The organism is Trichocoleus sp. FACHB-90 (assembly GCF_014695505.1).
Classification (GTDB): Bacteria; Cyanobacteriota; Cyanobacteriia; order Cyanobacteriales; family FACHB-T130; genus Funiculus; species Funiculus sociatus.
Genome location: NZ_JACJOK010000017.1, coordinates 36805 through 62913, shown reverse-complemented (window position 1 = coordinate 62913; position 26109 = coordinate 36805). Strand labels below are relative to the sequence as shown.

The following is a 26109-nucleotide window of genomic DNA, read 5'->3' as shown; positions in this document are numbered from 1 at the left end:
TACAGCTGTGCATGAGTGCCAAAGTCTTCATTTAAAAAGTTTTTTGGTATAGCAATCCTATTTGATTTGTGACTACCTTTTTTAAACGAACCGCAAAGACCCAGAGAACAGGGAGGAAGAGAGAGAATTTGATAAATGGATTAGGATTGCTATAGCATCCCATTTTTTTCAATTCCTCGGACAGACATCTCGCCTGTCTGTGGATATAGCGTAGGCAAGATGCCTGGGGCGAGATTTTTGCAAAATGGAAATGCACCCAGTGTTTCCCCTTCAAAATAAGAATTAGGGGATAGAAAAAGTATGGAAATTTTAGAAACAATTGGTTTCGATTTGGGACACGGTGAAACAGCTGTGGCTAAGGCGAGGGTTGAAAGCATCGAACCTCCAGAGATGCTTGAGGTTAATAATAAGAAGGTTCAAGTAACTGCGCTTGGCTGGCATCCGGAACTGGGTTATCTTGTTGGAGAACAAGCCTTAATTCAAGCTGGCGTTACTCAGCTAAAAATTTCTTTTAAGCAAAAACCCAACAACGATCCAAATTACAGAGAGACTATCCGCAGTTTTGTGGAAACCTACTACCGCCTTTTAAAAGAAAGCAAACAGATTGAAGGTGGAGAGACTAGCCAGTTTTATGTTGGGTGTCCGTCAGGATGGTCGGTAAGCGATCGCGAAGAATACCAAAAGCTACTGAAGGAATCTGGCATTGGTTTACTGAGTGTTGTACCGGAGTCGCGGGCGGCTTTCATGCAAGCCAAGGAAGCTGGTAAACTGGACTTCGACAAGCTCAAATCGTCGGTGCTAATTGTCGATATTGGCTCCTCAACTACGGATTTTACTCTGGTCAAGAGCTTGCACGAGATCCCGATAGATTTCGGGAGCAACGCCCTAGGAGCATCCCTAATCGACAAGGCGATTTTTGCCCGGACTCTCGCCAACCACGAAGAGAAAGCGTTACTCGAAAGAGTTTTTGGGCAGTTTCCTCATCACCAAGCTCGTTGCGAACTCGCCTGTCGCAAAGCTAAGGAAGATTACTTTTCTAACGAACAACTGTACAAGCATCCGCAAACATTTGCACGCGGCTTCGAGTCAATTAACGAACAAATTTACTTTGTTCCGCAAGTTAATCAAGCGATCGCGCAGGAGATTTTGAACCATCCCTTATCTGAACTAGAAGACAAGAGTTGGATTCAATCTTTTCGGGAGGCGGTGACTGAGGCGAAGGAAAAACTCGACCAACAGGGTATTGTTCCGAAAGTTGTGCTGATGACTGGCGGCGCATCTCGCATGAACTTTACCCGCGATATTTGCCAGGAGATTTTCCCCGAACCCGAAACACAGGTTCGCCCAGATCCAGAACCTGAACGGTGCATTGCACTAGGTTTATCGCGGGTAGGACGATGGGATATGCGTGCGAGTGCATTTAAAGAAGAAGTCAAGCAACTGTTCGACTCGAAGAAGCTGAAAGAACTCGTTGAGAGACATATCCCAGAGTTAATCGAACAGCTGACGTTACCTTTATCGCAGGGTTTGATTGAAAATGTAGTTAAACCAGGTCTGAAAGATTGGCGAAACAACAAAGTACGGACTTTAGCCGATTTGGAAAATGCCTTGAAGGGAAGCGCAGAGGAGTGGATTAAAAGCGATCGCGCCAGACTTATCATCAAAAATCAATCCGTCACTTGGTTTAACAGCAAAATTCAACCCGACTTAGCCGCAGAAACCGACCCGATTTGTCGAAAGTTCCAAATACCCAGAAGCAGCTTGAGGTTTGAGGAAGGGATCGACCCTGCCGTAGTCAACCCGGAGCTGTCAATTGGGGATGCTATCCTTGCTGATACAGTGGGATTTATCGTCAATGTGGTGATTGGTGGAGGTACTATCGGTAGCATCATCGCTCTGGTTCTCACGGGGCATTTGACTTGGCCGATTGTGCTAATATATGGTGCTTCTGTACTTGCTGCCGGAGTGGAGATAACTCGGAGCAAAACCCAAGAAGCCATCAAGGAAAATGTGGATGTTCCTAGTTGGAGTCGTGGCGTTCTTTTAAGCGATAGCAAACTTGATTCTATCTGCGAACAAATGAATCCTGAGTTAGAAAATGTTTTTAGAAAACAGTTGACAGAGAATCGGGAGACTTTTAACGAACTGATTGCGAAAGTTGGGCAAGAACTTCAAAAAGCCTTAAATACTAAAGCTCAAGAGGCAATCATTCTGATTCAATAGAAGTAAATTTTGATTAATTCTAGGTTGGGGGTGGCTCCCCAACCTACGGTCACTTGGGGATTTTTAACTTATTCGTGAACCGTATTAGGATTAGAACGCGATCGCTATTTAGCTTGAATAACCTAACCACATGAACACAAAACCTATTCTCCCACAGCCACCTTATGCCGCACTAATTTTTGACTGTGATGGGACTTTGGCTGATACCATGCCTATTCATTTTCAGACATGGACAGCGACGCTGCGCTCGTTCGGTGTAGAGTTAAATGAAGAATGGTTCTTTAAGCGAAGTGGCATATCTGCAAAGGAACTTATCCGCACGCTTAACAGCGAATTTGGTTATAGTCTTGATGAAAAATTGACATTTGCAGATAAGCAGCGTCGTTATATTGCTTTAGCACATACGGCAGTGGAAATTCAGGCAGTAGCTGATATTGCCCGGACTCACTATGGTAAAGTGCCGATGGCTGTAGCTAGTGGTGGTCATCGCCCTCTGGTGGAAGCAACCCTGGATGCTATTGGCTCGCGATATCTTTTCGATACTGTTGTAACTGTGAATGATGTAGCGCAGGGTAAGCCTGCTCCCGACATCTTCTTATTAGCTGCGAAGCGTTTGGGAGTTGCGCCAGAAGAATGTATTGTCTATGAAGATAGCGACGGAGGAATAGAAGCCGCTAATCGCGCTTTAATGCGGGTAATTGATGTGCGCGTCCTCTGGCGTTCTGAAGCTGGTACTTTTTGACACTTATTGGATGCGATCGCATCCACTAAGTGTCGCCAAATTCGCACCAAATAACCGATTTTTGATGTCAAGATAAATCTAGGAATACAGAGGTTATAGCCATGCAGCAAATAAATGTCGAGGAAGCATCTAAACATCTACCCGACTTAATCGAAGCAGCACTTAGAGGCGAAGAAATCGTCATCGCCAAAGACGATCGGCCTGTTGTCAAATTAACTCCAGTGTCGCCAGCTAAACGTCGCCCCCAGTTTGGCAGTGCTAAAGGCTTGGTTACAATATCCGAGGATTTTGACGATCCTATAGAAGACTTTAAGGACTATATGTAATGAGGCAACTGCTGGACACTCATAGCTTTATTTGGTTTGTTATGGGCAATCCTAGAATCAGCCCCAGATTGCGATCGCTAATTGAGGATAACCAAAATCTGCTCAGTACAGCTAGTATCTGGGAGATGGCAATTAAGCATAGCAGTGGTAAACTAAATTTTGGTCTACCCTTTAGGATATTTATAGAGCAGCAACTTAGTTTAAACAGCATCGAGTTGCTTTCTATCAATCTAGACCATATTGATGTTATTGCGGCGCTACCTTTTCATCATCGCGATCCATTCGATCGGCTTTTGATTGCACAGTCTATGGTGGAAAGGATACCGATCCTGAGTGCTGATTCTGCCTTTGATGCTTATCCAGTTACTCGGCTGTGGTAAGTAGCACACAAAAAGAGCGTTCTGAGGCTGGTAATTTATAAACACATTCTGGGCAAATCGCGCATAATCATTGAGAAAGCGATCGCATGGGGAAGGTGTGATAATGCTCGACATCAAAGACGCTTTACGCCAAGTGCCACTCTTTACAGAATTACCGGAAGCAAACTTGGACTGGTTGTGCGAACAGGGTAGAGAAGTATGGCGACAAGCAGGTGAAATTCATCGGGCAGAAGGAGAGCCCGCCGATCATGTTTTTGTGCTGCTAGAAGGTGAAGTGCGGATAACGCAGAAGGTTGGCGAACAAGAAATCGTATTAGCTACCTACGAACCGCAAACGCTGTTTGGCGAGTTACCCGTTTTAATGGGTCAAGAATACTTCTGGGCTAGTGGACGCGCCGTTACTCAATGCCATATTTTTGAGTTACCAAAAGACGCATTTTGGCAACTGCTGGCGGCTTGTTCTTGCGTGACTAAGGTTATTCTCCGCACGATGGCGTTGCGGATGCAAGATTTTCAAAATTTGTCACAGCAGCGGGAAAAACTGGCAGCACTCGGCACTTTGGCAGCTGGACTGGCTCACGAAATGAATAACCCCGCCGCAGCGGTGATTCGGGGTGCAACTAACTTGCAAGATATCTTTGAAGAGTTGCCTTGCATGGCGCTGAAGCTGAATCAACAGCAGATGACAAAAGCCCAACTTGAGTTTCTTGCCGACTTGCAATGCGACGTAACAAAGCGTGCTACTCTAGCGCCTCGCCTCGATCCTCTGACGCAAAGCGACAAGGAGGAGGAAGTTACTGATTGGTTAGACGCGCACGATGTAAGCGATGGTTGGAAACTCGCCCCCACCCTGGTACAAGCAGGACTTGACACCCAATGGCTGGAAACTGTTGCAAAAAACGTGTCCGCCGACTCACTCTCCGATGTGCTGACTTGGATTACAACGACGCTGACAGGCGTTGGGGTGTTATCCGAAATCGAGCAGGGTTCGGCGCGGATATCCCATCTGGTGAAAGCGATTAAGGATTACTCTTACATGGATCAAGCCCCACTGCAAGAGATAGACGTGCATGAAGGGCTGGAAAGTACGCTGACAATTCTCAGTCACAAGCTGAAAAAAGGTATCGTGGTGAGGCGGGAATACGACCTGAATCTGCCGCGCATCACGGCTTATGGCAGCGAACTAAATCAGGTGTGGACGAATTTGATTGATAATGCGATCGCTGCGCTGGGATTGGTGGCTAGGGACTGGGGACTAAAGACTGGGAATCCCCAATCCCTAATACCTACTATTTTGATTCGTACCAAGCACGAACACGATCGCGTTCTGGTGGAAATTGCCGATAACGGATCAGGTATACCGCCGGAAATTCAGCATCGCATCTTTGAGCCATTTTTCACTACCAAAGGTGTAGGAGAAGGCACTGGTTTAGGTTTAGATATGACTTACCGTATTGTCGGCAAACATTACGGCAATATAAGTTTAACCTCAAGTCCGGGTGACACACGCTTTTTGGTTCGTCTTCCTATTGCTGCTAATAACAAGCTCATAGAAAGAGAAATTGCCTAACTAAACGGAAGAATTGCTGTCAGCTTTAACTACATTTCGTCTTCCCCACGGCTTAAGAACAGAAATAGCAATGATTACTAAAAGGCATAAAGTCTGAATTCCGCCACCAATAATTACTCCTTTGACATCAAACATATAAAGCGGATTTTCCAGCGCTTTTAGTCTTTCTGTATCGGAAATAGAGGTCATTGCGTTTGTCCACGGGCCAAGCCAAAAACTACCGAAGGTAATAAGTACAAGTGTGGAAATCCACTTAACAATAACCCAGTAAAATTTCACAAATCCCCAGACTGTTAACCAGGAAAGCAGTCCACCAGTTAACAACGAACCGACTGCGGCCGGAATAACAATAAAGTCATCTAGCAACTTCACTATTGAATTAATCGCGTATAGTTCATCGCCATTTGTTGTATTTCTGTTACTTAAAGCGATGATTACCATGCTTAAAGCTGTTCCAAACCAAAGTCCGATAAAACCAACGTGGGAAGACAATAACCAGTTTTTTTGCTTGACAGTTAGTTTGTTCATGAAGCGTGATGATCTAGGTTGAGATAATTCGCTGCCATACTATATGGCTCCTTACTAAACTACCATAATTTGCCATATAGTATGGCTCCTTATCAAATTATGGTTCGCGCATGGCAGGTGTTCCAGAGCCTAACTTTGCCAGCAACTCAATCAGTGTCTTCTTTTCAGCCTCAGTGAGATTAGCCATCAGGCCAGTGGTGCGGCAAAAGTGATCTGGGAGCATTTCATCAAGCAATTGCTCTCCCTTTTCTGTCAGTTGCACACTCAGCATCCGCCTGTCCGCCGGATGAGGTCGGCGTTTCACCAATCCGTCCCGTTCTAGTCCGTCAAGCAACCCAGTTATTGTGCCTCTAGTGACACCAGCACGTTCAGCGCATTCTGATGGGGTTAGTCCCGACTCGCCTGCTGGCAGTAGCTGCATCAGAAGGGTAAACTTGCCCATTGAAAGGCCATAACGAGCAAAGTGAGTATCAAAAGCTTCATAGACATCAGCAGTGGTGTTCAGAAAAGCTAGGCAAGTTTGTACTGAAGCCATATCTAGTTCTGGGTAGCGACTGGCAAGATTCAGTAGTATCTGGTTATTTGGGAGTGTGCGTAGTATGAACATGAGTTGCTGCTGATTAATTGGGAAGCTTATTTTATGGTGGCTTAATTCAGAACTCACCCAGAAATAAGGGGATTGCCCTATGGTAGAAGTCAGAGTTAAACAAAGGTGTTGCGATGCTGCACGATCCAAACCAGAACGCGCTGTTTCCGAAGTTACCTGATGAGGCGTTGCAGCAGATGAAGCAGCATGGGACTGAGATTCAGCTTAATGCGGGTGATGTGCTGTTTTCAGAAGGTGAGGAGAATTATAGTTTTCACGTTGTCCTAGAAGGTGAAATCGAGATTGTTAAGCTTGTTGGTGGCGAGAAGAGACTGCTGGCTATTCATCGCCGGGGCGAGTTTATGGGTGAACTTTCGATGTTAACAGGTTCTGGATCTATTGCCAGCGCACGCGCGATCGCTTCCTCTCGTGTTCTGCGGATTGACATGGACACTTTTAAGCACATCATCGCCGAATGTTCTCCGATAGCTGATGTGGTGCTTTCGGCTATGGCGGGACGAACTCAAGACGTTGAAGCGCAACTCAGGCAACAGGAGAAACTGGCAGCACTTGGTAAAATGTCAGCAGGTCTGGCTCACGAGTTAAATAATCCAGCTTCTGCGGGACAAAGGGCTGCTGGACAATTGCGCGAGAACTTCCAAAACTTGCAATCTCTGGCTTTGCAGCTGAATTCCTTGTCCCCAGCGCAATTAAATTTTATTGTTGATGTTCATAAGGATGCGATCGCTCACGCTACCACATCATGCCCACTCGATCCTCTAACACAAAGCGACAAAGAAGAAGAGGTGACAGACTGGCTAGAAGCGCACGATGTCAGCAACGCCTGGAAACTCGCTCCGACACTGGTTAACGCCGGAATTGATACCAAAAAACTGGATACTCTTACCGACAATATCACCCAAGAATCTCTTAGCAACGTACTCTTGTGGCTAGAAGCGACACTTGCTTCCTCTGGATTATTAAACGAAATAGAGCAGAGTACCGCCCGCATCTCTGACTTAGTGAAAGCAGTTAAAGCCTACTCCTACATGGATCAAGCGCCCCTGCAAGAAGTCGATGTGCATCAGGGCATCGAGAACACACTGACCATCCTCAATCATAAGCTCAAGAAGGGAATCGTCGTCAAGCGCGACTACGACAAAAGTATTCCCCGCATCTGCGTTTACGGCAGCGAACTTAATCAAGTATGGACGAATTTGATTGACAATGCGATTGATGCGATGGATGGGAAAGGACAGCTGACGATCCGCACGTCCAGAGGCAATAACTGCATACTGGTAGAAATTGCTGATAATGGGTTAGGTATCCCGCCAGCAATTCAATCTCGCATCTTTGAACCGTTTTTTACGACTAAAGGTGTGGGGAAAGGAAGCGGGTTAGGTTTGGAAATTGCCTACCGCATTGTTGTTAAAAGGCACAAAGGCGACATCCACTTTGAGTCTAAGCCTGGTGACACCTGTTTTCGCGTTTATCTGCCCATAGAATGTTTAGATAATTAAGCAAAAATACCAGGAGAAAAGGAAATCGCGGCTACGCCAACCCCCCTTACCCCCCTTCAAGAAGAAGGGGGGCAGAAGTTGCTTCGCTTTTATTCAACAAAGTCCGCCTGCGCGGACTCAATTCAGCCTGGGTCGGCAGGCTTTGGCAGGTTTTGTCAAAAGATTTCTTAGACAAAAGCTACTAAAAATAGGTAATTTCCCTCTTGATTTTATTAGCTAATAATTGCTAAATAGCAATCCTAAATTATTCGTGAACCCCTGAATGGACACGGCGGTACCGTGTCCATTCAGGGTGAATAATCGTTCACAACTTAAATAGGATTGCTATATCAACCCTAATACGGTTCGGTTATAAATTTGCGTATGTTAGCTGAAATAAGATTGCCATAGCTGCCTTCTAAGTGAAATTTACTAGGGTAGATTTTATTTGAATATGCTATTTTAGGTGCTTGAGAGAACGATAGTTCTTAAAACTGTTCTGACAAGCAATCGAGGAAAAGACAAAATTTAGTAATATCCGATAAAATATATTACATAAATATGCAAAACATTTTATTACTCAATGACGATACCTATTTTTTTTGTCCAGAATCTGAAAAATATTCCAAATTAAAGAAGATTTGTCTTATTTAAAGATTTTATTCTTACTTTAGATAGAGGATAGATTCATAATAGATATTACCTGCGAATAGGGGTGAAGTTAGGGAAGTTATGATGAAATATATTCCTTAATAATAAAATTTACCTTAATTGTTAGCAGTCTGCGACATTCAAAAAGAGATGGATAGCCCAATGGCAGGCACTTACAACTTAGGCTTAGTGACGCTTTCCTTTGCGATCGCGCTAATTGCATCTTACACAGCCCTAGACTTAGCAGGGCGAGTAAAATCTGGCTGGGAACGGGGACGGCGGCGCTGGCTGTTGGGTGGAGCAGTGGCAATGGGAAGCGGGATTTGGGCAATGCACTTCATTGCCATGCTGGCGTTCCATTTACCTGAGTCCGTTAACTACAACGTGTGGATCACCTTGCTTTCCCTGCTGTGCGGAATTATTGCCTCTAGCATTGCTTTGTGGTTGGTGAGTCGTAGCTTGATGTCAACACCGCTTTTAATCGGTGGTGGGGTGTGCATGGGAATAGCGATCGCATCGATGCACTATACTGGCATGGCAGCGATGCAACTGCCAGCGAAGATAGAGTATGACTGGATATTGGTTAGTCTGTCTGTTGCGATCGCTCTGAGTGCCTCTTTTGCCGCCCTTTGGCTGTTTCGGCTACACAATCAATCTTCGCAAGGGCTTTTTTGGCAAAAACTCGGCAGTGCCTTTGTCATGGGAGTTGCCATCAGTGGAATGCACTATACCGGAATGCGGGCAACTCACTTTATTCCCAACAAAGTCTTGCCAGTACACCAATCCCCTGCAATAAATCAGTCCTGGCTAGCGGTTGCCATTGGGATTGCTAGCCTATTTATTTTAAGCTTAGCTTTATTAACATCCCTATTTGATAAGCGTTTAACGGCTCAGTTAGTCCGAGAGCAGGCTTTACAGGAAAGCGAGAAAAGCTTTCGGATGCTGATTGGCGAAATGCAGGTGGGAGTATTGCTGCTGAATGCTAATGCCGAAATTCTCGTTTGGAATCAAGCGGCGATAAATCTTCTCAATCTCAATGTAGAGGATGTAAGGCATCAGGTGTTTGGTGTTTGTTGGCATTTGCTACACGAAGACGGTACACCCTTCCAAACAACAGAGTTACCTGTGCAAAAGGCGACCCTAGAGCGGCAACCGATTCATAATATTGTTATGATAATTGCGCCTCCTGGGAAAGAAGAAACTCAGCCTCCAGTCCCCAGTCCTCAACATCCAAATCAATGCTGGCTGCTGGTGAATGCCGATCCGCAGATAGCAGAGGATGGTAGTGTAGAGCGAATTATCTGCACCCTTAGCGATATCACCAACCAAAAACAAGCAGAAGTGGCACTTCGCCAAAGTGAGGAACGATTTGCCTTAGCTGTAGAAGGAGCCAATGACGGGATTTGGGACTGGAATCTGCAAACGAGTCATGCCTATCTGTCCCCGCGTTGGAAAAGTATGTTGGGCTATGAAGGCTCAGAAATTAAGAGTCACATAGATTCTCTGTTCAAAATTATCCACCCAGAAGACTCAGAGCGAGTAATGGGGGTGCTGCGTGACTATTTAGCTAAGAAAATCCCCAGCTACAAAGAAGAGTTCCGGGCATTGCACAAAGATGGCAGCTATCGTTGGATTCTAACTCGTGGAGTTGCATTGTGGGATGAAACAGGCAAAGCCTATCGCTTGGCGGGTTCCCATACTGATATTAGCGATCGCAAGCACACAGAAGAAGCACTGCAATTAATTGTTGAGGGGACAGGTTCTGCAACTGGCAATGAATTCTTTCATACCTGTGTTCGTTATCTCGCCGAAGTTCTAGGAGTTCGTTACGCTTGGGTAAGTAAGTTTGCCAACGATGCTAAAACTAGAGTGCGTACCTTGGCATTTTGGAAGGGCGAAGATGGCGAAAACTTTGAGTACGACCTAGCTGGCACTCCCTGCGAAAATGTCTTGCAGGGGACGAGCCGTTTTTACCCGTCAGAAGTACAAAAACTCTTTCCTGACTTTGGCGATTTAGTTGAGTTAGGCGCACAAAGCTACTGGGGAATCCCGCTGTTGGACTCCGCCGGGAATGTAATCGGCAATTTGGGGGTGCTAGACGTGCAGCCAATGGCTTACGATCCTGGCAAAGAGATGATTTTGAAAATTTTTGTTGCCAGAGCAGGAGCTGAACTGGAGCGGAAATTAGCAGAGGAATTGCTTCAGAAACGAGCGGAAATGGACAGTTGCTTGAGCCGTATTTCCCGGATGTTGATGATTTCCATCCCTAATAGGGATTTAGATCGTAGTTACAATTTACACCAATTCACACATAGGTTTATTGACGAAAACTTAGATAATGCGATCGCTTTCACCCTGCAAACAGTCGGTGAGGTTCTGGGTAGCGATCGCGCCTATCTTTTCCAATACGATAGCAACCACAGCTGCTTAAAAATGACCCACGAGTGGTGCAGCTTTGGCATAGAGCCATTAATCGATAAATTTCAAGGATTGCCAGTTGAGAATGATAACTGGGTTCACAGCCAAATCTTGAGTGGCAAGACTGTCCAAATTCCGGCTGACATCCCACCTGAAGCCACCCAAAAAGCTGAATGGGTTGATATCAATCGACTTGCCGTTCCCACGCTCCATTCTGGCAAAGTTGTAGGATTTCTGGGTCTGGATATCGTTCGTTCCTCGTCAATCTGGAGTCAAGAAGAAATTAATTGGCTCAAATTAGTCACCGAGTTCATCGCCATTAGCCAGGGACATCTAGAAGCACAAGCCGCACTGCAACGGAGCAATACTCGGTATCAGAATTTAGCACAGAACGTACCGGGGATGATTTATCAATTCATTCTTAAACCTGATGGCTCAAGGGCGTTTCTCTATGTCAGCGGCGGTTGCCGAGAACTCTTTGGACTAGAGCCAGAGGAATTGCTTCAGGATGCCCCCCTGTTTTGGAAGCTTACTCATCCTGATGATATCGCTCTTCTAAATCGGTCGATTGCTATCTCAGCTCAAACCCTGAAGCCTTGGGATTGCGTCTGGCGAGTTTTCGTCTCCGGTCAAATTAAGTGGCTGCAAGGAAATTCTCGCCCGGAACGGCAAGCTGATGGCAGTATTATCTGGGATGGTTTGGTGACTGATATTACAGAACGCCAGGAAGCAGAAGAAGCATTACGGGAAAGTGCCGAACGGGAAAAAGCGATCGCTTTCGTAATTCAACGGATGCGCCAAACGTTGGATATTGAGCAGATTTTTAGTGCCACAACCCAAGAACTGCGGCAAGCCTTACATGGCGATCGCGTCGCTGTTTATCGTTTCCACCCTGACTGGAGTGGAGAGTTTGTATCCGAATCAGTAGCAGAGGGTTGGAATTTGCTACTTTTGAAACAAATCGATCAACCCGATCTCAAAAAAGTAGCAGTTAACCAAAGTGATTGTGTTATCAAAACCTTAGATAGCTTACAATACCCAGTACAAGATACTTATCTGCAACAAAATCAAGGCGGTTTTCATCGCCAAAAAACAAGTTACCGCTGTGTCGCAGATATCTACTCCGCTGGATTTGACGATTGTTATCTGCAACTTTTAGAGCAATTTCAAGCACGGGCATACATCATTGTCCCCATCTTCTGTAGCAATCAACTTTGGGGATTACTGGCAATTTACCAAAATTCCGCTCCCCGCCAATGGCAAGAAGCAGAAATCAAGATGGTAGTTCAAATTGGGGCGCAGTTAGGAGTCGCCATCCAACAAGCTGAATTATTAGCGCAAACTCAAAAGCAGTCGGTTGAACTGATAAAGGCTAAGGAAACCGCCGATGCTGCCAACCGTGCTAAAAGCGAGTTTCTCGCTAATATGAGCCACGAACTAAGAACGCCACTCAACGCCGTCCTAGGCTTTACTCAACTGATGAGCCTTGATACCTCGCTATGCCCTGAGCATCAGGAATATTTAGACATTATCAGTCGTAGTGGGGAGCATTTACTGGAATTGATTAACGGTGTTCTGGAAATGTCAAAAATCGAAGCAGGGCGAGTCACCCTGGTCGAAAATAACTTTGATTTGTATAGTCTGCTCGATAGTATTGAACGGATGCTACAACTCAAAGCTACATCCAAAGGCCTCCAGTTAATATGCGATCGCGCCCCCCAAGTTCCTCAATATATCAGAACCGACGAAAGCAAGCTACGTCAGGTTTTAATCAACCTGCTTAGTAATGCCATCAAATTTACTCAAGAAGGTAGCGTCACCTTGCGCGTGTCAGCGGACAAGGGTATAAAACAACTGACACTCTATTTTGAAGTAGAAGATACAGGTTTCGGCATTGCCCCAGAGGAGTTTGATAAGTTATTTGAAGCCTTCGGACAAACTGCAACAGGATTGAAATCAAATCAAGGAACAGGTTTAGGTTTACCTATTAGCCAAAAGTTTGTACAACTGATGGGGGGAGAAATTACTGTCACCAGTGTTCTTGGTAGGGGAGCCAAATTTACTTTTGATATTCAAGTGAGTTTGCTTGAAGAAACTCCGATTGAAACAACTCAACCCACCTTTAAAAAAGTTATCGGTTTAGCCCCTAATCAGCCTATCTATCGCATTTTGGTTGTGGAGGATAGGTTAACAAATCGTCTTCTGTTAGTTGAGCTTCTCAGTCCGTTGGGCTTTGAGGTGCGGGAAGCTTGTGATGGTCAAGAAGCTGTAGCTATTTGGGAGAGTTGGCAACCACACTTAATTTGGATGGATATGCGGATGCCCTTAATGAACGGTTATGAAGCTACCAAAACAATCAGAGCTTCATTGAATGGTCAGGCAACTGTAATTATTGCCCTAACTGCTAGCGCTTTTGAAGAGGAGCGACAAATTATTTTGTCTGCCGGATGTGACGACTTCGTGCGTAAACCCTTTCGAGAAGAGGAGCTTCTTTTCAAAATGAGCAAATATCTGGGAGTGCGATATCTTTATCAAGAGGAAGCACGCCAGATAGAAAGCAGAAAGCAAAACTTACAAGAGGTTCGCAATTGCAGCAAAGAAATTGAGATTACCAGTATGCCCCCCCAGTGGATAGAACAAATACATTATGCAGCTTCCCAAGGCAGCGATCTGCTGATTTTTGAGCTGATTAAACAAATACCAGCAGAAAATTCGGCTCTCATTAATGCTTTGACGGATTTAGCCGAAAACTTTCAGTTTGAGGAAATCATAAAATTAGCTCAATCAAGTGTAAGCTAGCAATTAGAGCATATAAGAAAAGGTCAAAGAAATGGCCAGAACAATACCAGGGATAAAAATAAACTTGAGATGAATTCTCTTGCGATGGGCATGACTAAAGAAGACATCCTTATCGTTGATGACACACCAGAAAACTTGCGCTTGCTCTCGAAGATGCTGACCAAAGAGGGGTATAACATCCGCAAGGCGTTGAATGGGCAAATGGCACTGACGGCTGTGCAAAGTGTTGTGCCAGATTTAATTTTGCTCGATATTATGATGCCAAACATGGATGGCTATCAAGTCTGTAAACATCTGAAAGCAGATCCGAGAACTGCCGAAATCCCCGTAATTTTTCTGAGCGCTCTGAGTGATGCTTTTGACAAAGTAAAAGCCTTTGGTGTCGGTGGCGCAGACTATATCACTAAGCCGTTTCAACTTGAAGAAGTTTTAACCCGCGTTCAGAACCAACTGACTCTGAAAGCAGCAAAAATCCAAAACCAACAAATTAATGCCCAACTTGAAGAGCGAGTTAAAGAGCGTACTCATCAGTTAGAACTAGCTAATCAGGAACTGAAGCGGCAAATTTCTGAACGGATGCTTCTGCAAGAGCAACTGCTGAAAATGGCTCTCTATGATGCTCTGACAGATTTACCCAATCGATTTTTATTCATGGAGCGCCTAGAACAAGCTCTTAAACGTGCCAAGCAACATCCAGATTATCGGTTTGCGGTGTTGTTTCTCGATTGCGATCGCTTTAAAGTTGTCAATGATTCCCTCGGTCATTTCGTGGGCGATGAACTGTTGGTCGCCCTTGCTCGTCGTTTAGAAGCATCTCTAAACCAAACTGATACTCTGGCTAGATTGAGTGGTGATGAATTTGCAATTCTCTTAACAGAAATTGAAAATATTAACAGTGTAACTTTGGTAGCAGACCAAATACTTAAAGCCCTCTCTCTTCCATTCCCGTTAAAAAGACAAGAAGTTTTTATCAATGCCAGTATTGGTATTACCCTAAGTAATCTTAATTACGAGCAGTCAGAATATTTATTGCGGGATGCGGACACCGCTATGTATCGTGCCAAGACGTTAGGAAAAGGTCAATACCAAATTTTTGACGCGGAAATGCACAATGCTGCTATTCAAGTTTTACAACTAGAAAACGACCTGCGTAGAGCTGTCAATCAACAAGAATTTATCGTCCACTATCAGCCAATTGTTGCCCTCACCACAGGCAAAATTGTTGGGTTTGAGGCACTGGTACGCTGGAAGCATCCTCAACAAGGGTTAATTTCTCCAATCTTGTTTATTCCTATAGCAGAAGAAACAGGTTTGATTAACCCTATTGGTAACTGGGTTTTACGAGAAGCTTGCTATCAGCTTCAGCAATGGAATCACCAAAGGCTCACTGATTATCCCCTCACCATGAGTGTCAATCTTTCAGCGCGGCAATTTGCCCAGCCAGATTTGATTGAGCAAATTGATAAAATTCTGGCAGAAACGCAGCTTAATCCCCAAAGTTTAAAGTTAGAAATTACCGAAAGTGTCATCATGAAGAATTCTCAACCTATCAAAGTAATTCTTCAGCAACTTCAAGAACGCCAAATTCAATTGTGTATTGATGATTTTGGCACAGGTTATTCTTCCTTAAGTTATTTACATAATTTCCCTATTGATAATATTAAAATTGACCGCTCTTTCATTAGTTCTTTAGATGGAAAATCAGACAATTTAGGGCTTATTTCAGCAATTATGAATATTGCTCAGGCTCTAAAAATGAGTGTAACCGCTGAAGGCATCGAAACATCGCAACAATTAGACCAACTGAGAGTTTTAAACTGCGATTTTGGTCAGGGATATCTGTTTTCTAAACCTTTAGATGGCAAAAATGCAACAATTTTAATTAAATCGGCTACCCAGTGGTAAAAAATGAGTAGAATTTAGTTAATGCTAAGGTAGTTAAATTATTAATTATTTATAAGCCTTCAATGTAGCGAAAAATTATAAACAACTCTTATGCTAATCCTATCTAATTTGTGACAACCACTTTTTTAAACAAAATACTACAAGCGTAGAGAATACCCTGCCAAAGAAAAAAAGAGAATTTTATAAATAAATTATGATTATTATATTATAAAATTTATGTTAAGAATAAATGATTTAAATTATTATTAAATTATAGCTCACAAAATTTTTATTAAATTAAAAATAAACTTACAATGAATTACAAACCGGATACTATCTTCAAAGCAGACATTCTGATAGTTGACGATACGCCGGACAACCTTCGCTTTTTATCTTCTCTGTTGTTAGATGAGGGGTATAACGTTCGGAAAGCTACCAATGGGCAGATGGCATTAACCGCAGTGAAAACTGTTCCTCCTGATTTAATTTTACTGGATGTTAATATGCCACAAATGAGCGGTTATGAGGTATGCGAACTTCTGAAGAAGGATTCTCAAAGCAGCTCTGTACCCGTAATTTTCTTAAGCGCTTTAGATGATGTAATGGATAAAGTTAAAGCTTTTAAAGTTGGAGGTGTAGACTATATCACCAAACCTTTTAAAATTGAAGAAGTTTTAGCTCGAATTCAAAATCAACTGACAATTAAAAATCTTCAAAATGAGCTGCAAGCGCAAAATACCCAGCTTCAACAAGCATTAAATGAGCTTAAAAAAACTCAAGCACAATTGGTTCAAAAAGAAAAAATGCTCGGCTTAGGTCAGTTAGCCGCAGGGATGGCTCATGAAATAAATAACTCTATTGGCTTTGTTTCTAGTAATCTTGAGCCTGCAAGCGAATATATCCAAGACTTGCTAAATTTGATTAATTTATATCAGCAGGAATATCCTAAGCCTAGTATTCCCATTCAAGAAGCAATTCAGGAGATTGATTTAGATTTTTTAAGTTTAGATATAAAAAAAATTATGGGTTCAATGCAGACGGGGGCGGAGCGTATCTCTACAATGATTCTTGCCTTACGCATTTTCTCTCGCCTGAATGAATCCGATATTAAACCTGTAGATATCCATGAGGGGCTTGATAGCACTTTATTATTGTTGCAGCATCGACTCAGGAAAGAAAGGAAATGCCCAGAGATTAAAGTTATCAAACAATATGGAAATTTACCATTGGTTACTTGTTATGCTAGTCAGCTTAATCAGGTATTTTTTAATTTGTTGAATAATGCTATTGATGCTATAGAATCTGGGCTGGAAAAAGGTATCACTGAATTATCAAGTCCGACGATTTGGATTAAAACCGAGTTAACTTCCTATAAGACTGTAAGTATTCAGATTAAAGACAATGGTATTGGCATTGATGAGAAAGTGCGATCGCGTTTATTTAATCCTTTTTTTACAACTAAGCCTGTAGGTCAAGGGAGCGGTTTAGGGTTAGTGACGAGTTATGAAATTGTAGTGGAAAAGCATAAAGGGGAACTGCGTTGTAATTCCGCACCTGGGCAGGGCGCAGAGTTTACAATTGAAATTCCAGTGCAGTTAATTAAGGATATAAACTGTTAGATCAGGGTGTTTAAAATGTGTGAATAAAATAATTCGCAGGTAAGACTAAAAAGGAAAAAAATTCATATCATATCCGGTAGATTACTATGGGCAATTCTACGAATTTGATATCAGGCGTTTATACTGCATCAAGCTGCTTTCGGGCAAAATTCCTTACTGTCGGTACCGCTTGAGGTTTAATTTGATCCTTGGCTCATAAGTCAGGTATTATATAGTACATTTATACTATTTAGATCCCGAGAGTTGAGATCGTATGGAACTAATCAAAAGGACTACGCTGATCTATCAAGCCGGGAGTTCCGATAAAGTCTACGAAGTCGATCTCTGTCAAACTGGTGAAAACCGTTATTTAGTCAATTTCCGCTATGGAAGGCGGGGCGCAATGAAGGAAGGTACAAAGACGGTTCAGGCTTTGCCATTAGCCCCAGCGCAGCGAGTGTTCGATAAGCTGGTTGACTCCCAAATTCAGAAAGGTTATCGGGATGTCACCGCTGGGACGCTTAGCGAGACAGTCGCACCAGTCCAAAATGCAAGTAATATACCAGTTACCAGCGACCCACGCTACCAAGCTATCTTAAACCGTTTGGCGAACCGGGACAATAGAAAATGGCCTCTGGAAAGGGCGATTTGGCGGGCTGGCGAACTTAAAATCGGGGAAGCTACGCCGTTGTTAATTCAACTCATTAGAACTGGCGAACCTTTGAGAGACTATTGTATAGCTTGGGCGTTGGGTTGGTGTGGGGATGAGAATGCGATCGCGTCCCTGAATCGCCTTTATCATCCTTCTAACCCAGATTTTATTCGCCGCATTGCTTGGGAAGCGCTATTTAAGTTATCAAACGAACCAGCACGGGCGACGATGCGTTCTGAAAAGATAGAAGAATTGCCCTCAGAATTGCGCGATCTAGCCCGAACTGGAACAGCAGAAGCATTTGCAGCTGCACTTCGCGATTATTTAAATAGCAGCGACTACAGGCGTTTTGCCGTCCTCGATACTATTTATCAAATCGATAACGAGTACGTGCGTCCAGCACTACTGGATATTTTATCCGAAGCACCTTTTAAACCTAATTATTTTCAGCGGATTCGCCATATTTTCAAAATTGCTGAATATCGCCATGATGCAGAAGTTTTTGGCATTCTTGCTTACGCTTTCGAGAAAGAACCGGGAACATTTAATAATAAGCGTACAGGTTGGAGATGGGATTCTGTTAGGCGTAGATACTATAGTACCGGGGAACGTCGCTACACTGAAGAACTGAAAAAAACGCAGTCAAATAAAGCTTACAGCGAACAAACTCGCGAATATCTGCGGCGGAGAGTGTGGCGCACTCTCAAAACTTTGGGTGAAGAAGGCGACTCTAATTATGTCAATCTAGCTGTTAGCATTCTCTTACAGTATTCGGATGATGACGCACAGGAAATCAAACAGTCAAGCTTCACGAGATGGAACCAACAACGCCGCGCTACTGAACGTTTTACTAGATACTGGGATTCTTTTGCTGGCTATGTAATTTTTAATCATATTCTCTACGAAAACAGTCCCCGCTATGCCTCCCATCATAAAGCGTGGCGTTGTCGAGACGGTTACAAACCGGGAGATCCAGAACCGCAAGTAAGAGAAGAAGCGTTTCCCGAACTTTGGCAACAAAACCCAGCAGCACTTGTACAGTTATTAATAGAAAGTGATTGTCGTTCCGTTCATCATTTTGCAGTTAAAGCGTTGCGCGTCTGCAAAGAATTTTGCGATCGCCTCGACATAGACACATTAATCAAATTCCTGAATAAACTCTACGAAATAACCGCCGAATTCGGTTTTTTACTCGCACGCGATCGCTACAACCCCACCCAGCCCAACAGCACATTAGTTTTGGCTCTTGCTAATTGTGCATTCCCAGAAGCACGTACACAAGCCTATCGTTGGATCGAACAGCAACGAGAATTCTTTTTTGAATCTAGCGACTTTATTGCGGGTTTAGTGACCAGTCAACAAGCTGATACCCGTGCTTTTGCGCGAAGGTTACTAAGTTCGTCTATTTTAAGCGATACAACAGCTAGGGTATTGATTGGCAGGATTATTGCAGAGTTGCTGGCGTTATCGGTAGATCCCCCCCAACCCCCCCTTAAAAAAGGGGGGCTAGTTTCTCACCCTTATCAAGGGGAGTTAGGGGGAATCGTAAAAGAAATTGGCGAAACTTTGCTGCTCGGTTTTGCGCCGCAACTGCGTAATTTGGGGTTTGGTGTAATCCTTGATTTACTTAATCACCCGATGCCGGAAATTCAAGAATTAGGCGCAAGAATTCTATTAAATCATGATATTCGTGCTGTTGATCTACCGCCAGATTTAATTGAAGCACTTCTTTCCTCTCCTTATGAGTCGGTGCGGGGTATTGGGGTGAGGATTTTTGGACAACTACCTGATGAGAGATTGTTAAGCGATCGCATCCTCATCGTCGCAATGGCAATTAACGCCGTTACTGATATCCGCAATGCAATTCGTCCGGTGATTCGGCGTTTGGCAAGCAATCATCCAGATTTTGGCACCGAGTTAGCAGCTGATTTTATTGATGTCTTGATTACAGCAGAGAGACACGAAGGTGTCCACAAGGATGTAGTACAACTGATGCGAGAAGACATCCCCGGATGGATGTCTAATATTAGCAAAGAACGCGCGATACAGATGCTTCGTGCTAAATCATCAGTCGCACAGGAATTAGGTGGTTTGGTATTGAGAGAAAATAGCGATCGCTTTCTTCCCGACTTCGAGACAAGTGAGATTGTCAAGCTGGCAAATCACGAAATTTTATCAGTGCGTGAAGCAGCAAGAGAGATGTTTTTAAAAACCTTAAACCGCATCCGCAGCGACTCTCAAGAAATGTTATCAGCAGTGCGGTTACTAGAGTCAAAGTGGGATGACTCGCGGGAGTTTGCCTCCAAAATCTTTAATACCGAATTCACTAAGGAAGACTGGACTCCCGAAGTCATAGTCAGCGTCTGCGATAGCGTTCGTGAAGATGTTCGTTCCTTCGGACGCGATTTAGTCACTCGCAATTTCCAAGAAAGTGATGGACAAGAATACCTGCTCAAATTCAGCGAACATCCTTCCGCCGATATGCAGATGTTTGCAACTAACTATCTAGAAAACCATGCTCTAAATAATTCCGAACGTTTGAGGAAACTAGCGTCCTATTTTGTCACCGTTTTATCTAGTGTTAATCGTGGGAGAGTTGCCAAAAAGCGCATCTTTGCCTTTCTGGATTCTGAAGCCCAAAAAAGCGAAGAGGCTGCCAGAATTATCGCTGAAATCCTCACGCGGCAATCTGCCACAATGGCAATTGGCGACAAAGCATCAGCAGTTCAAATAATGCTGAGAATTCACAAAAATTATCCTCAGATATCCTTACCGATTCAAGTAAAATCGGTTTCAGAAATAAGGAATTAGTCTAATATAAATTAAAAAAATTGCCATTTGTCCCTTACTCCTTATCTAACTATGACTACCGTTACTCCGAAACGCTTTACCTTAGATGAATATCACCGTTTGGGCGAACTAGGTTTCTTTAGTCCAGATGACCGAGTTGAACTAATTCGGGGAGAAATTATCCAAATGCCAACAAAAAAAACACCACATTCAGTCTGCAATACTCGCTTGTGGAAGGAATTATTTAAACTCGTGGAGGAACGAGCCGAACTACGAGTACAAGAACCCATTATCCTACCATCTGATAGTGAACCTCAACCCGATTTAGTTATTTCACGTAATAGTTCTGATGATTATTTATCTTCTCACCCTTCTCCCGCTGATGTATTAATGGTAATGGAAATTTCAGATTCTACTCTGAGATACGATCAAACAACAAAATTATCTTTATATGCTGAAGATGGAATTTCAGATTATTGGATATTTAACCTGATTGAAAATTGCCTAGAAATTTACAGCGAACCTTATCAGGATATGCAAGGTAAATTCAGTTATCGCCTGAAACGAATTGCTTTGCCAAATGAAGTAGTAGCACTCGCCTGTTTTCCGGATTTATTTCTCGATTTATCCTTGGTATTTCCGATGCAGCCTAATGCTTAATCAAGCCACAATTTTTCCAGAAGGAGATGGCAAAACTCTTCCAGAACCTAAGACGTTTGGAAAGTCTTTGCAACTTACCTAAATTTATCAAACGGTTGTTAAAAAAAATCTCAAATTTTATGGAATTTAACTACAGCTACAACGGAAATACATCTGTTAATGAAAGCGGCGCAAACACCCAGATGTCCTTTTCTCCCGATACTAAACGCGAACCCACGTACTTTATTGGAGAATTGCGTCAGAATGTCGCCTTTCGGGAAGCGATTAGCGCCTTACACGATGTTGTCGTCTCCGATATGCGGTTCAAACCCAAAGACAAAACGGCATATAAAGAATGGGCAGCAAAACAGCAGGATCTAGACTGGCAACTCATCGCCGCGCAACACCAAGAAGTTGCGAATCAAATCAAGCAGTTGCAGGATGAACTCAATCAATTAAACCAACATAGTTACCAGCGGCGGGAACCTTTCTACAAGGCACAACGCCGCTATTTTGATTACATTTATCAAAAAGACCGTGATGCTTGGTTTGTTCTCGATCCAGTGATTACAGTTCATCCCGATGAAGTATTTTTTGAATGTTTCAGTCAGGATGAATCAAGTTATGGTCGTCTCGGTGCCAGCTACGAGGTTTTTAAAAATATCAACGAGTTTGCCTGCGGTACGACTAATATTGATTACTCAGCGGCACTTTACGACGAGTTTCAAAAAATCCGCAGTTATAAGAATACCAAATTTGAAATAGATCCCTCTGGTTTTGAAGTTCAAACTACGCACGAAGAAACTTTTAAAGAAGTCAAAATCGATTTACCCGACAGTTGGGTAAGAGGATTTTTGCAAGTTAGTTCGGCGATGTCTTTACCAGCAACGCGAGTTGATTTGCATCCGATGGATATTTACAATATGTGCTTTGTCCTGCGTCGCCACAAGGAAAAGCAAGGGCCTCGCAGTATGCGCTACCATCTTAAACCTGGGGAACCCGTGCGGATAACTTTCGATCCGTGGGGAATTGAAATCGTTTGTGCGCGATCGCTCTACACTGGATCGCAATCACAAGAAATCCGCGTTTGGGGACGCCGCCGCCTCCACATCCTCGAACGTCTCATCCCCGTCGCCAAAAAGTTTACCGTTCACCTACTCGGTACGGGTATGCCTTCCTTCTACGTCGCTGACTTAGGCGATATGTCTTTTACCCTCGGTTTATCGGGATGGACAGCAAACGACTGGTCGCAATCTGGTAACTTTGACTTGATGGCACCCCGCGCCGACATCGACAAATGGACGCAGCAACAAATTTTCGAGGCGCTGAAGAAGAACTGGGTAGAAAGTCCCGACTCGCTTGCGGAACGTCTTGGTTTAAATCGTGCTGTAGTTCTCGGTGCTTTAAGTGCTTATACACAAGCGGGACGTGCGATTTATGACTTAAATAAGCAAGTTTATCGAGTGCGGGAACTGACGCGAGAACCTTTACCGATGGAACGCCTGCGCTTTGCCAATGAGCGAGAAGAGAAAGCTACCCGTTTCTTGATTTACAATGCTGTGCAGGTGACTAATGTTACCAGCGATGCTACAAGAGCGTTTACCCTGCAAGGTAATGTTTCAGACAAGGGTAAAACCTTGAATCCCTCATTGACAGTTGACGCAGATGAGCGTATAGTAGGCGCAGAATGTAGCTGCAACTGGCATCAACAGAATAAACTGTACAAAGGCCCTTGCGAACACATTCTGGCGTTGCGAATGCAACACGCCCGTCAGTATTGACGAATCACGCGCACCTAATCAGTTGGTAAACAGCCTTGCAATCCGGACGATGGATCGTCGTCCTTGCGTTTAGTCTAGCCATGCACCACTAGCCTGCTCTTAACTGTGCGGTCATTCGGTACTACCGGAAAATCCGGTTTGACTTCCATGAAGTGAATTGATTCCGGTAGTACCGAGACCGCTTGAGTTGAGCAATCTAGTCCAGAGGGGTTTACGAAGGGGCAACCAACTGATAGCGGCGCGTAATTTTTTTATTTTTAGCTTTTATTAGTGCAGACTTTACATACATAAGAATTACGCAAATCTAAACTTTAATGACATCTGCATCAGATAGAAATTACTTAAACGTTAAATACCTCAAGCTGGTAAACCATACTATTTGTAAAAGAGAAGAGTGGTCTTACAAGGAATATCCGAGTATTAGCGATGAGTTCAAGTTGCATTGGGCAATGAACGAAAGCAACAAGCAAGGTAAGAGCGAGGAAGAAATTAAGAAGATACTAGCGCGTAAAGAAGGAGATGCCAAAAAAGCCAGTAAGGGCGATCGCATAGTCTTGTGTCAAAATCATTTCTCTTATGGTCATCGCGTAACCCATGTGGTTGAAATAGTAGATCATCCTGATGAAGCTGAGTGCCAAAATGATATATGGACACGTCGAGTTCAGGTAGTGTGGGTGGTTCCAAGACCTTTGGAGGAGTGGCATGAGAAAGCACCGTGGACAAAAGAGGTAATCGGCGAAGAATTTTTATTTAAGAGTGGTAACTTAGTCAGCGTTAATGCACCAACTATTCACCTTAACTTAGACATACTGAGGACTCATTTGGTAGGGGGGCGTGACTAGACAATTAGACACTACATATAGGGGTTTGTTACGATGCCTACGCTATATGTAGCGCTTATCACGAAAATCCTGCTACAATCTCATTGCGCGCCTTAGCTCAATTGGTAAACAGCCTTGCAATCCGGACGATGGATCGTCGTCCTTGCGTTTAGTTTAGACACGCATCACTAGACTGCTCTTTACTAAGCGGAGCCACCCCGGAGTATTACGGTTTGGTTTCCGTGAAATTACTAGCCTACCCAGAGCATTACGGGTGAGTTTCACCAACTAATGACTCCACTGGTTAGGGGTGGCTCCGCTGAGTAGAGCAATCTAGTCCTGAGGGGTTTACGAAGGGGCAACCAACTGATCGGGGCGCGTGATTTTTTTATATTCTCTCGTTCCCAAGCTGATCCTGGGAATGATTTTTTGGAGGCTCCAGCCTCCATACTTCAAGGTTTCAGGGATTATTGTGCTGTTGACATAAAGTACATATGTACTATAATTGCGGAAACGCATCGCTACTTCTACAAATATGTCAGATCAGCCTCGTACCCGCCAGGAACTCTACGATCGCATCCGACAAACGGGCAAAGAGGAATTTATCCTCGAAGAGATGATACGTTATGGTTTCTGGCCTGCACAAGGCGAGATACCGCAAGATCCAGCCGATGAAATTCGGCGAATGGGTGAGATTCGGCGAGAACTGGAGCAACTGCGGCAGGAAAGTTCGCGCCTTCACAACGAAAAGCAACTTCGCAAGCAGCTACTCAAACAACGCCTCGCCGAGTCGCGGCGCAAGCGACAGGAAACGAAGGAACGGCGGGAACGGGAACGGCAAGAACGCGCGGAAGATTGGCGGCAAAGAAAAGAGCGAGAAATCCTTTATCTCGGAGAAGATGTCTCAGGTGGACTCAACTATACTGAGTGCGATGAGGAAAGGTTGCGAAGTTATGGATTGCCAATGTGCGGTACACCCTACGAAATTGCCGCTGCAATGGGAATTACTGTGGGACAATTGCGCTTTCTCGCTTTTTCCCGCAAGACTTCGACAATTTCTCACTATATCCGCTTCAAGATTCCTAAAAAAACGGGTGGAGAACGGTTGATTTCGGCACCGATGCCACGCTTGAAGCAGGCGCAGCATTGGATTTTGGGCAATATTTTGGAAAAGCTGGAGCTTCACGATGCAGCGCATGGTTTTAGACGCGATCGCTCTATCGTCAGCAACGCTCAACCTCACGTAAAACGTGACGTAATTATCAATTTTGACCTGAAAGATTTCTTTCCCTCAATTTCTTATAAGCGAGTTAAAGGACTTTTTCACTCATTCGGTTATTCGGAAGCTGCGGCAACAATTTTCGGCTTGCTGTGTACCCAACCGGATATCGAGGAGGTTGAATTAGACGGTAAAACTTATTATGTAGCACTCACAGAGCGACATTTACCCCAAGGTTCGCCAGCTTCTCCAGCAATTACGAATCTAATGTGTCGCCGCTTAGATAAACGACTTACCAGTATGGCTGAACAATTGGGTTTTGTTTATACTCGCTACGCTGACGATTTAACTTTTTCTGCTTCTGGTGACAGTCTCCGAAATATCTGCAACATTCTCAAACGCACTCAGTCAATCGTGACTCACGAAGGGTTTACGATTAACGAACAGAAAACTAGAATATTGCGGAAAAATCGGCAGCAGGAAGTTACTGGAGTTGTGGTAAATGATTATCCAAATGTTTCTAAAAAAGAGCTAAAACGCTTCCGCGCTACTTTATTTCAAATTGAGAAAGATGGCTTGGAAGGTAAGCATTGGGGAAATTCTGATAATGTGATGGCTTCGATTCAGGGTTATGCCAATTTTGTCGCTATGGTTAATCCGCAAAAGGGTGTTGAGTTTCAAGAGCAAATTCGACGAATTCGGGATAAATACAGACGCTAATACTGAAAAAAATTATCACGAGTTAGCGATATCTCTCTAGGGGCATGACAATGCCATGCCCCTACAATTTCTTAGGCAACGAAACCCAACTCTATTAAGCATTTGTTGGGTTTCGTTGCCTCAACCCAACCTACAAATTTTGATTTTGTTGGCATTTCAAAACTAGGCAATTTTCTCCATAAAAAATCCGAAATTTCCATCTCAACTCTTGTAGTTTATGTAAGTCACAAATCACCAAAACGGCATTCTCGACTCGACGCTAGAAACTGCACAAAATATCTAG

General features: G+C 43.8%; 16 protein-coding genes. 14 read left to right on the top strand and 2 right to left on the bottom strand.

Annotated features, from left to right (window positions below; translation table 11 throughout):
• Positions 1-300 precede the first annotated feature (300 nt).
• From H6F74_RS04480 to H6F74_RS04460, 5 genes are all read left to right on the top strand, one after another.
• On the top strand, positions 301-2223 hold the full coding sequence (locus tag H6F74_RS04480; protein ID WP_190436941.1) for a hypothetical protein: 1923 nt from the start codon (positions 301-303) through the stop codon (positions 2221-2223).
• A 130-nt stretch (positions 2224-2353) separates the two neighbouring features.
• Entirely contained in the window at positions 2354-2965 is a 612-nt protein-coding gene (locus H6F74_RS04475; RefSeq protein WP_190436938.1) for an HAD family phosphatase, read from the top strand.
• Positions 2966-3066: 101 nt separating this feature from the next.
• Positions 3067-3291 (top strand): type II toxin-antitoxin system Phd/YefM family antitoxin, encoded by a 225-nt coding sequence (locus H6F74_RS04470; protein ID WP_190436935.1) that lies wholly within the window; start codon positions 3067-3069, stop codon positions 3289-3291.
• Entirely contained in the window at positions 3291-3671 is a 381-nt protein-coding gene (locus tag H6F74_RS04465; RefSeq protein ID WP_190436930.1) for a type II toxin-antitoxin system VapC family toxin, read from the top strand. The genes H6F74_RS04470 and H6F74_RS04465 overlap by 1 nt, the downstream gene beginning before the upstream one ends.
• Positions 3672-3774: 103 nt before the next feature.
• Positions 3775-5241: an ATP-binding protein gene (locus H6F74_RS04460; protein WP_190436928.1), complete on the top strand. Its 1467-nt coding sequence runs from the start codon at positions 3775-3777 to the stop codon at positions 5239-5241.
• Here H6F74_RS04460 and H6F74_RS04455 read toward each other — a convergent pair whose 3' ends face one another.
• The gene (locus tag H6F74_RS04455) at positions 5242-5769 is read right to left on the bottom strand and encodes a hypothetical protein (protein WP_190436923.1); all 528 of its coding nucleotides are present in this window, start codon (positions 5767-5769) and stop codon (positions 5242-5244) included.
• 97 nt (positions 5770-5866) lie between these two features.
• Positions 5867-6376, bottom strand: a complete 510-nt coding sequence (locus tag H6F74_RS04450) for a MarR family transcriptional regulator (RefSeq protein WP_190436919.1) — start codon at positions 6374-6376, stop codon at positions 5867-5869.
• A 113-nt stretch (positions 6377-6489) separates the two neighbouring features.
• Between H6F74_RS04450 and H6F74_RS04445 the strand changes: the two genes are divergently transcribed.
• The 9 genes from H6F74_RS04445 (at position 6490) to H6F74_RS04405 (ending at position 25826) form a co-directional block, all read left to right on the top strand.
• On the top strand, positions 6490-7875 hold the full coding sequence (locus H6F74_RS04445) for an ATP-binding protein (protein ID WP_190436916.1): 1386 nt from the start codon (positions 6490-6492) through the stop codon (positions 7873-7875).
• 780 nt (positions 7876-8655) lie between these two features.
• Complete coding sequence (locus H6F74_RS04440; protein ID WP_206756286.1) at positions 8656-13722, top strand: MHYT domain-containing protein; 5067 nt, start codon at positions 8656-8658, stop codon at positions 13720-13722.
• Positions 13723-13791: 69 nt separating this feature from the next.
• Positions 13792-15627, top strand: coding sequence for a GGDEF domain-containing response regulator (locus H6F74_RS04435; RefSeq protein ID WP_190436908.1), 1836 nt, complete (start codon positions 13792-13794; stop codon positions 15625-15627).
• Positions 15628-15920: 293 nt separating this feature from the next.
• Entirely contained in the window at positions 15921-17225 is a 1305-nt protein-coding gene (locus H6F74_RS04430; RefSeq protein ID WP_190436906.1) for a hybrid sensor histidine kinase/response regulator, read from the top strand.
• Positions 17226-17478: 253 nt separating this feature from the next.
• Positions 17479-20667 (top strand): HEAT repeat domain-containing protein, encoded by a 3189-nt coding sequence (locus tag H6F74_RS04425; RefSeq protein WP_190436902.1) that lies wholly within the window; start codon positions 17479-17481, stop codon positions 20665-20667.
• A 51-nt stretch (positions 20668-20718) separates the two neighbouring features.
• On the top strand, positions 20719-21306 hold the full coding sequence (locus H6F74_RS04420) for a Uma2 family endonuclease (RefSeq protein WP_190436899.1): 588 nt from the start codon (positions 20719-20721) through the stop codon (positions 21304-21306).
• A gap of 119 nt (positions 21307-21425) precedes the next feature.
• Entirely contained in the window at positions 21426-23066 is a 1641-nt protein-coding gene (locus tag H6F74_RS04415; RefSeq protein WP_190436895.1) for an SWIM zinc finger family protein, read from the top strand.
• Between the two features lie 314 nt (positions 23067-23380).
• On the top strand, positions 23381-23908 hold the full coding sequence (locus H6F74_RS04410; RefSeq protein ID WP_190436893.1) for a hypothetical protein: 528 nt from the start codon (positions 23381-23383) through the stop codon (positions 23906-23908).
• Positions 23909-24422: 514 nt separating this feature from the next.
• The gene (locus H6F74_RS04405; RefSeq protein WP_190436891.1) at positions 24423-25826 is read left to right on the top strand and encodes a reverse transcriptase family protein; all 1404 of its coding nucleotides are present in this window, start codon (positions 24423-24425) and stop codon (positions 25824-25826) included.
• The last annotated feature ends 283 nt before the right edge of the window (positions 25827-26109 follow it).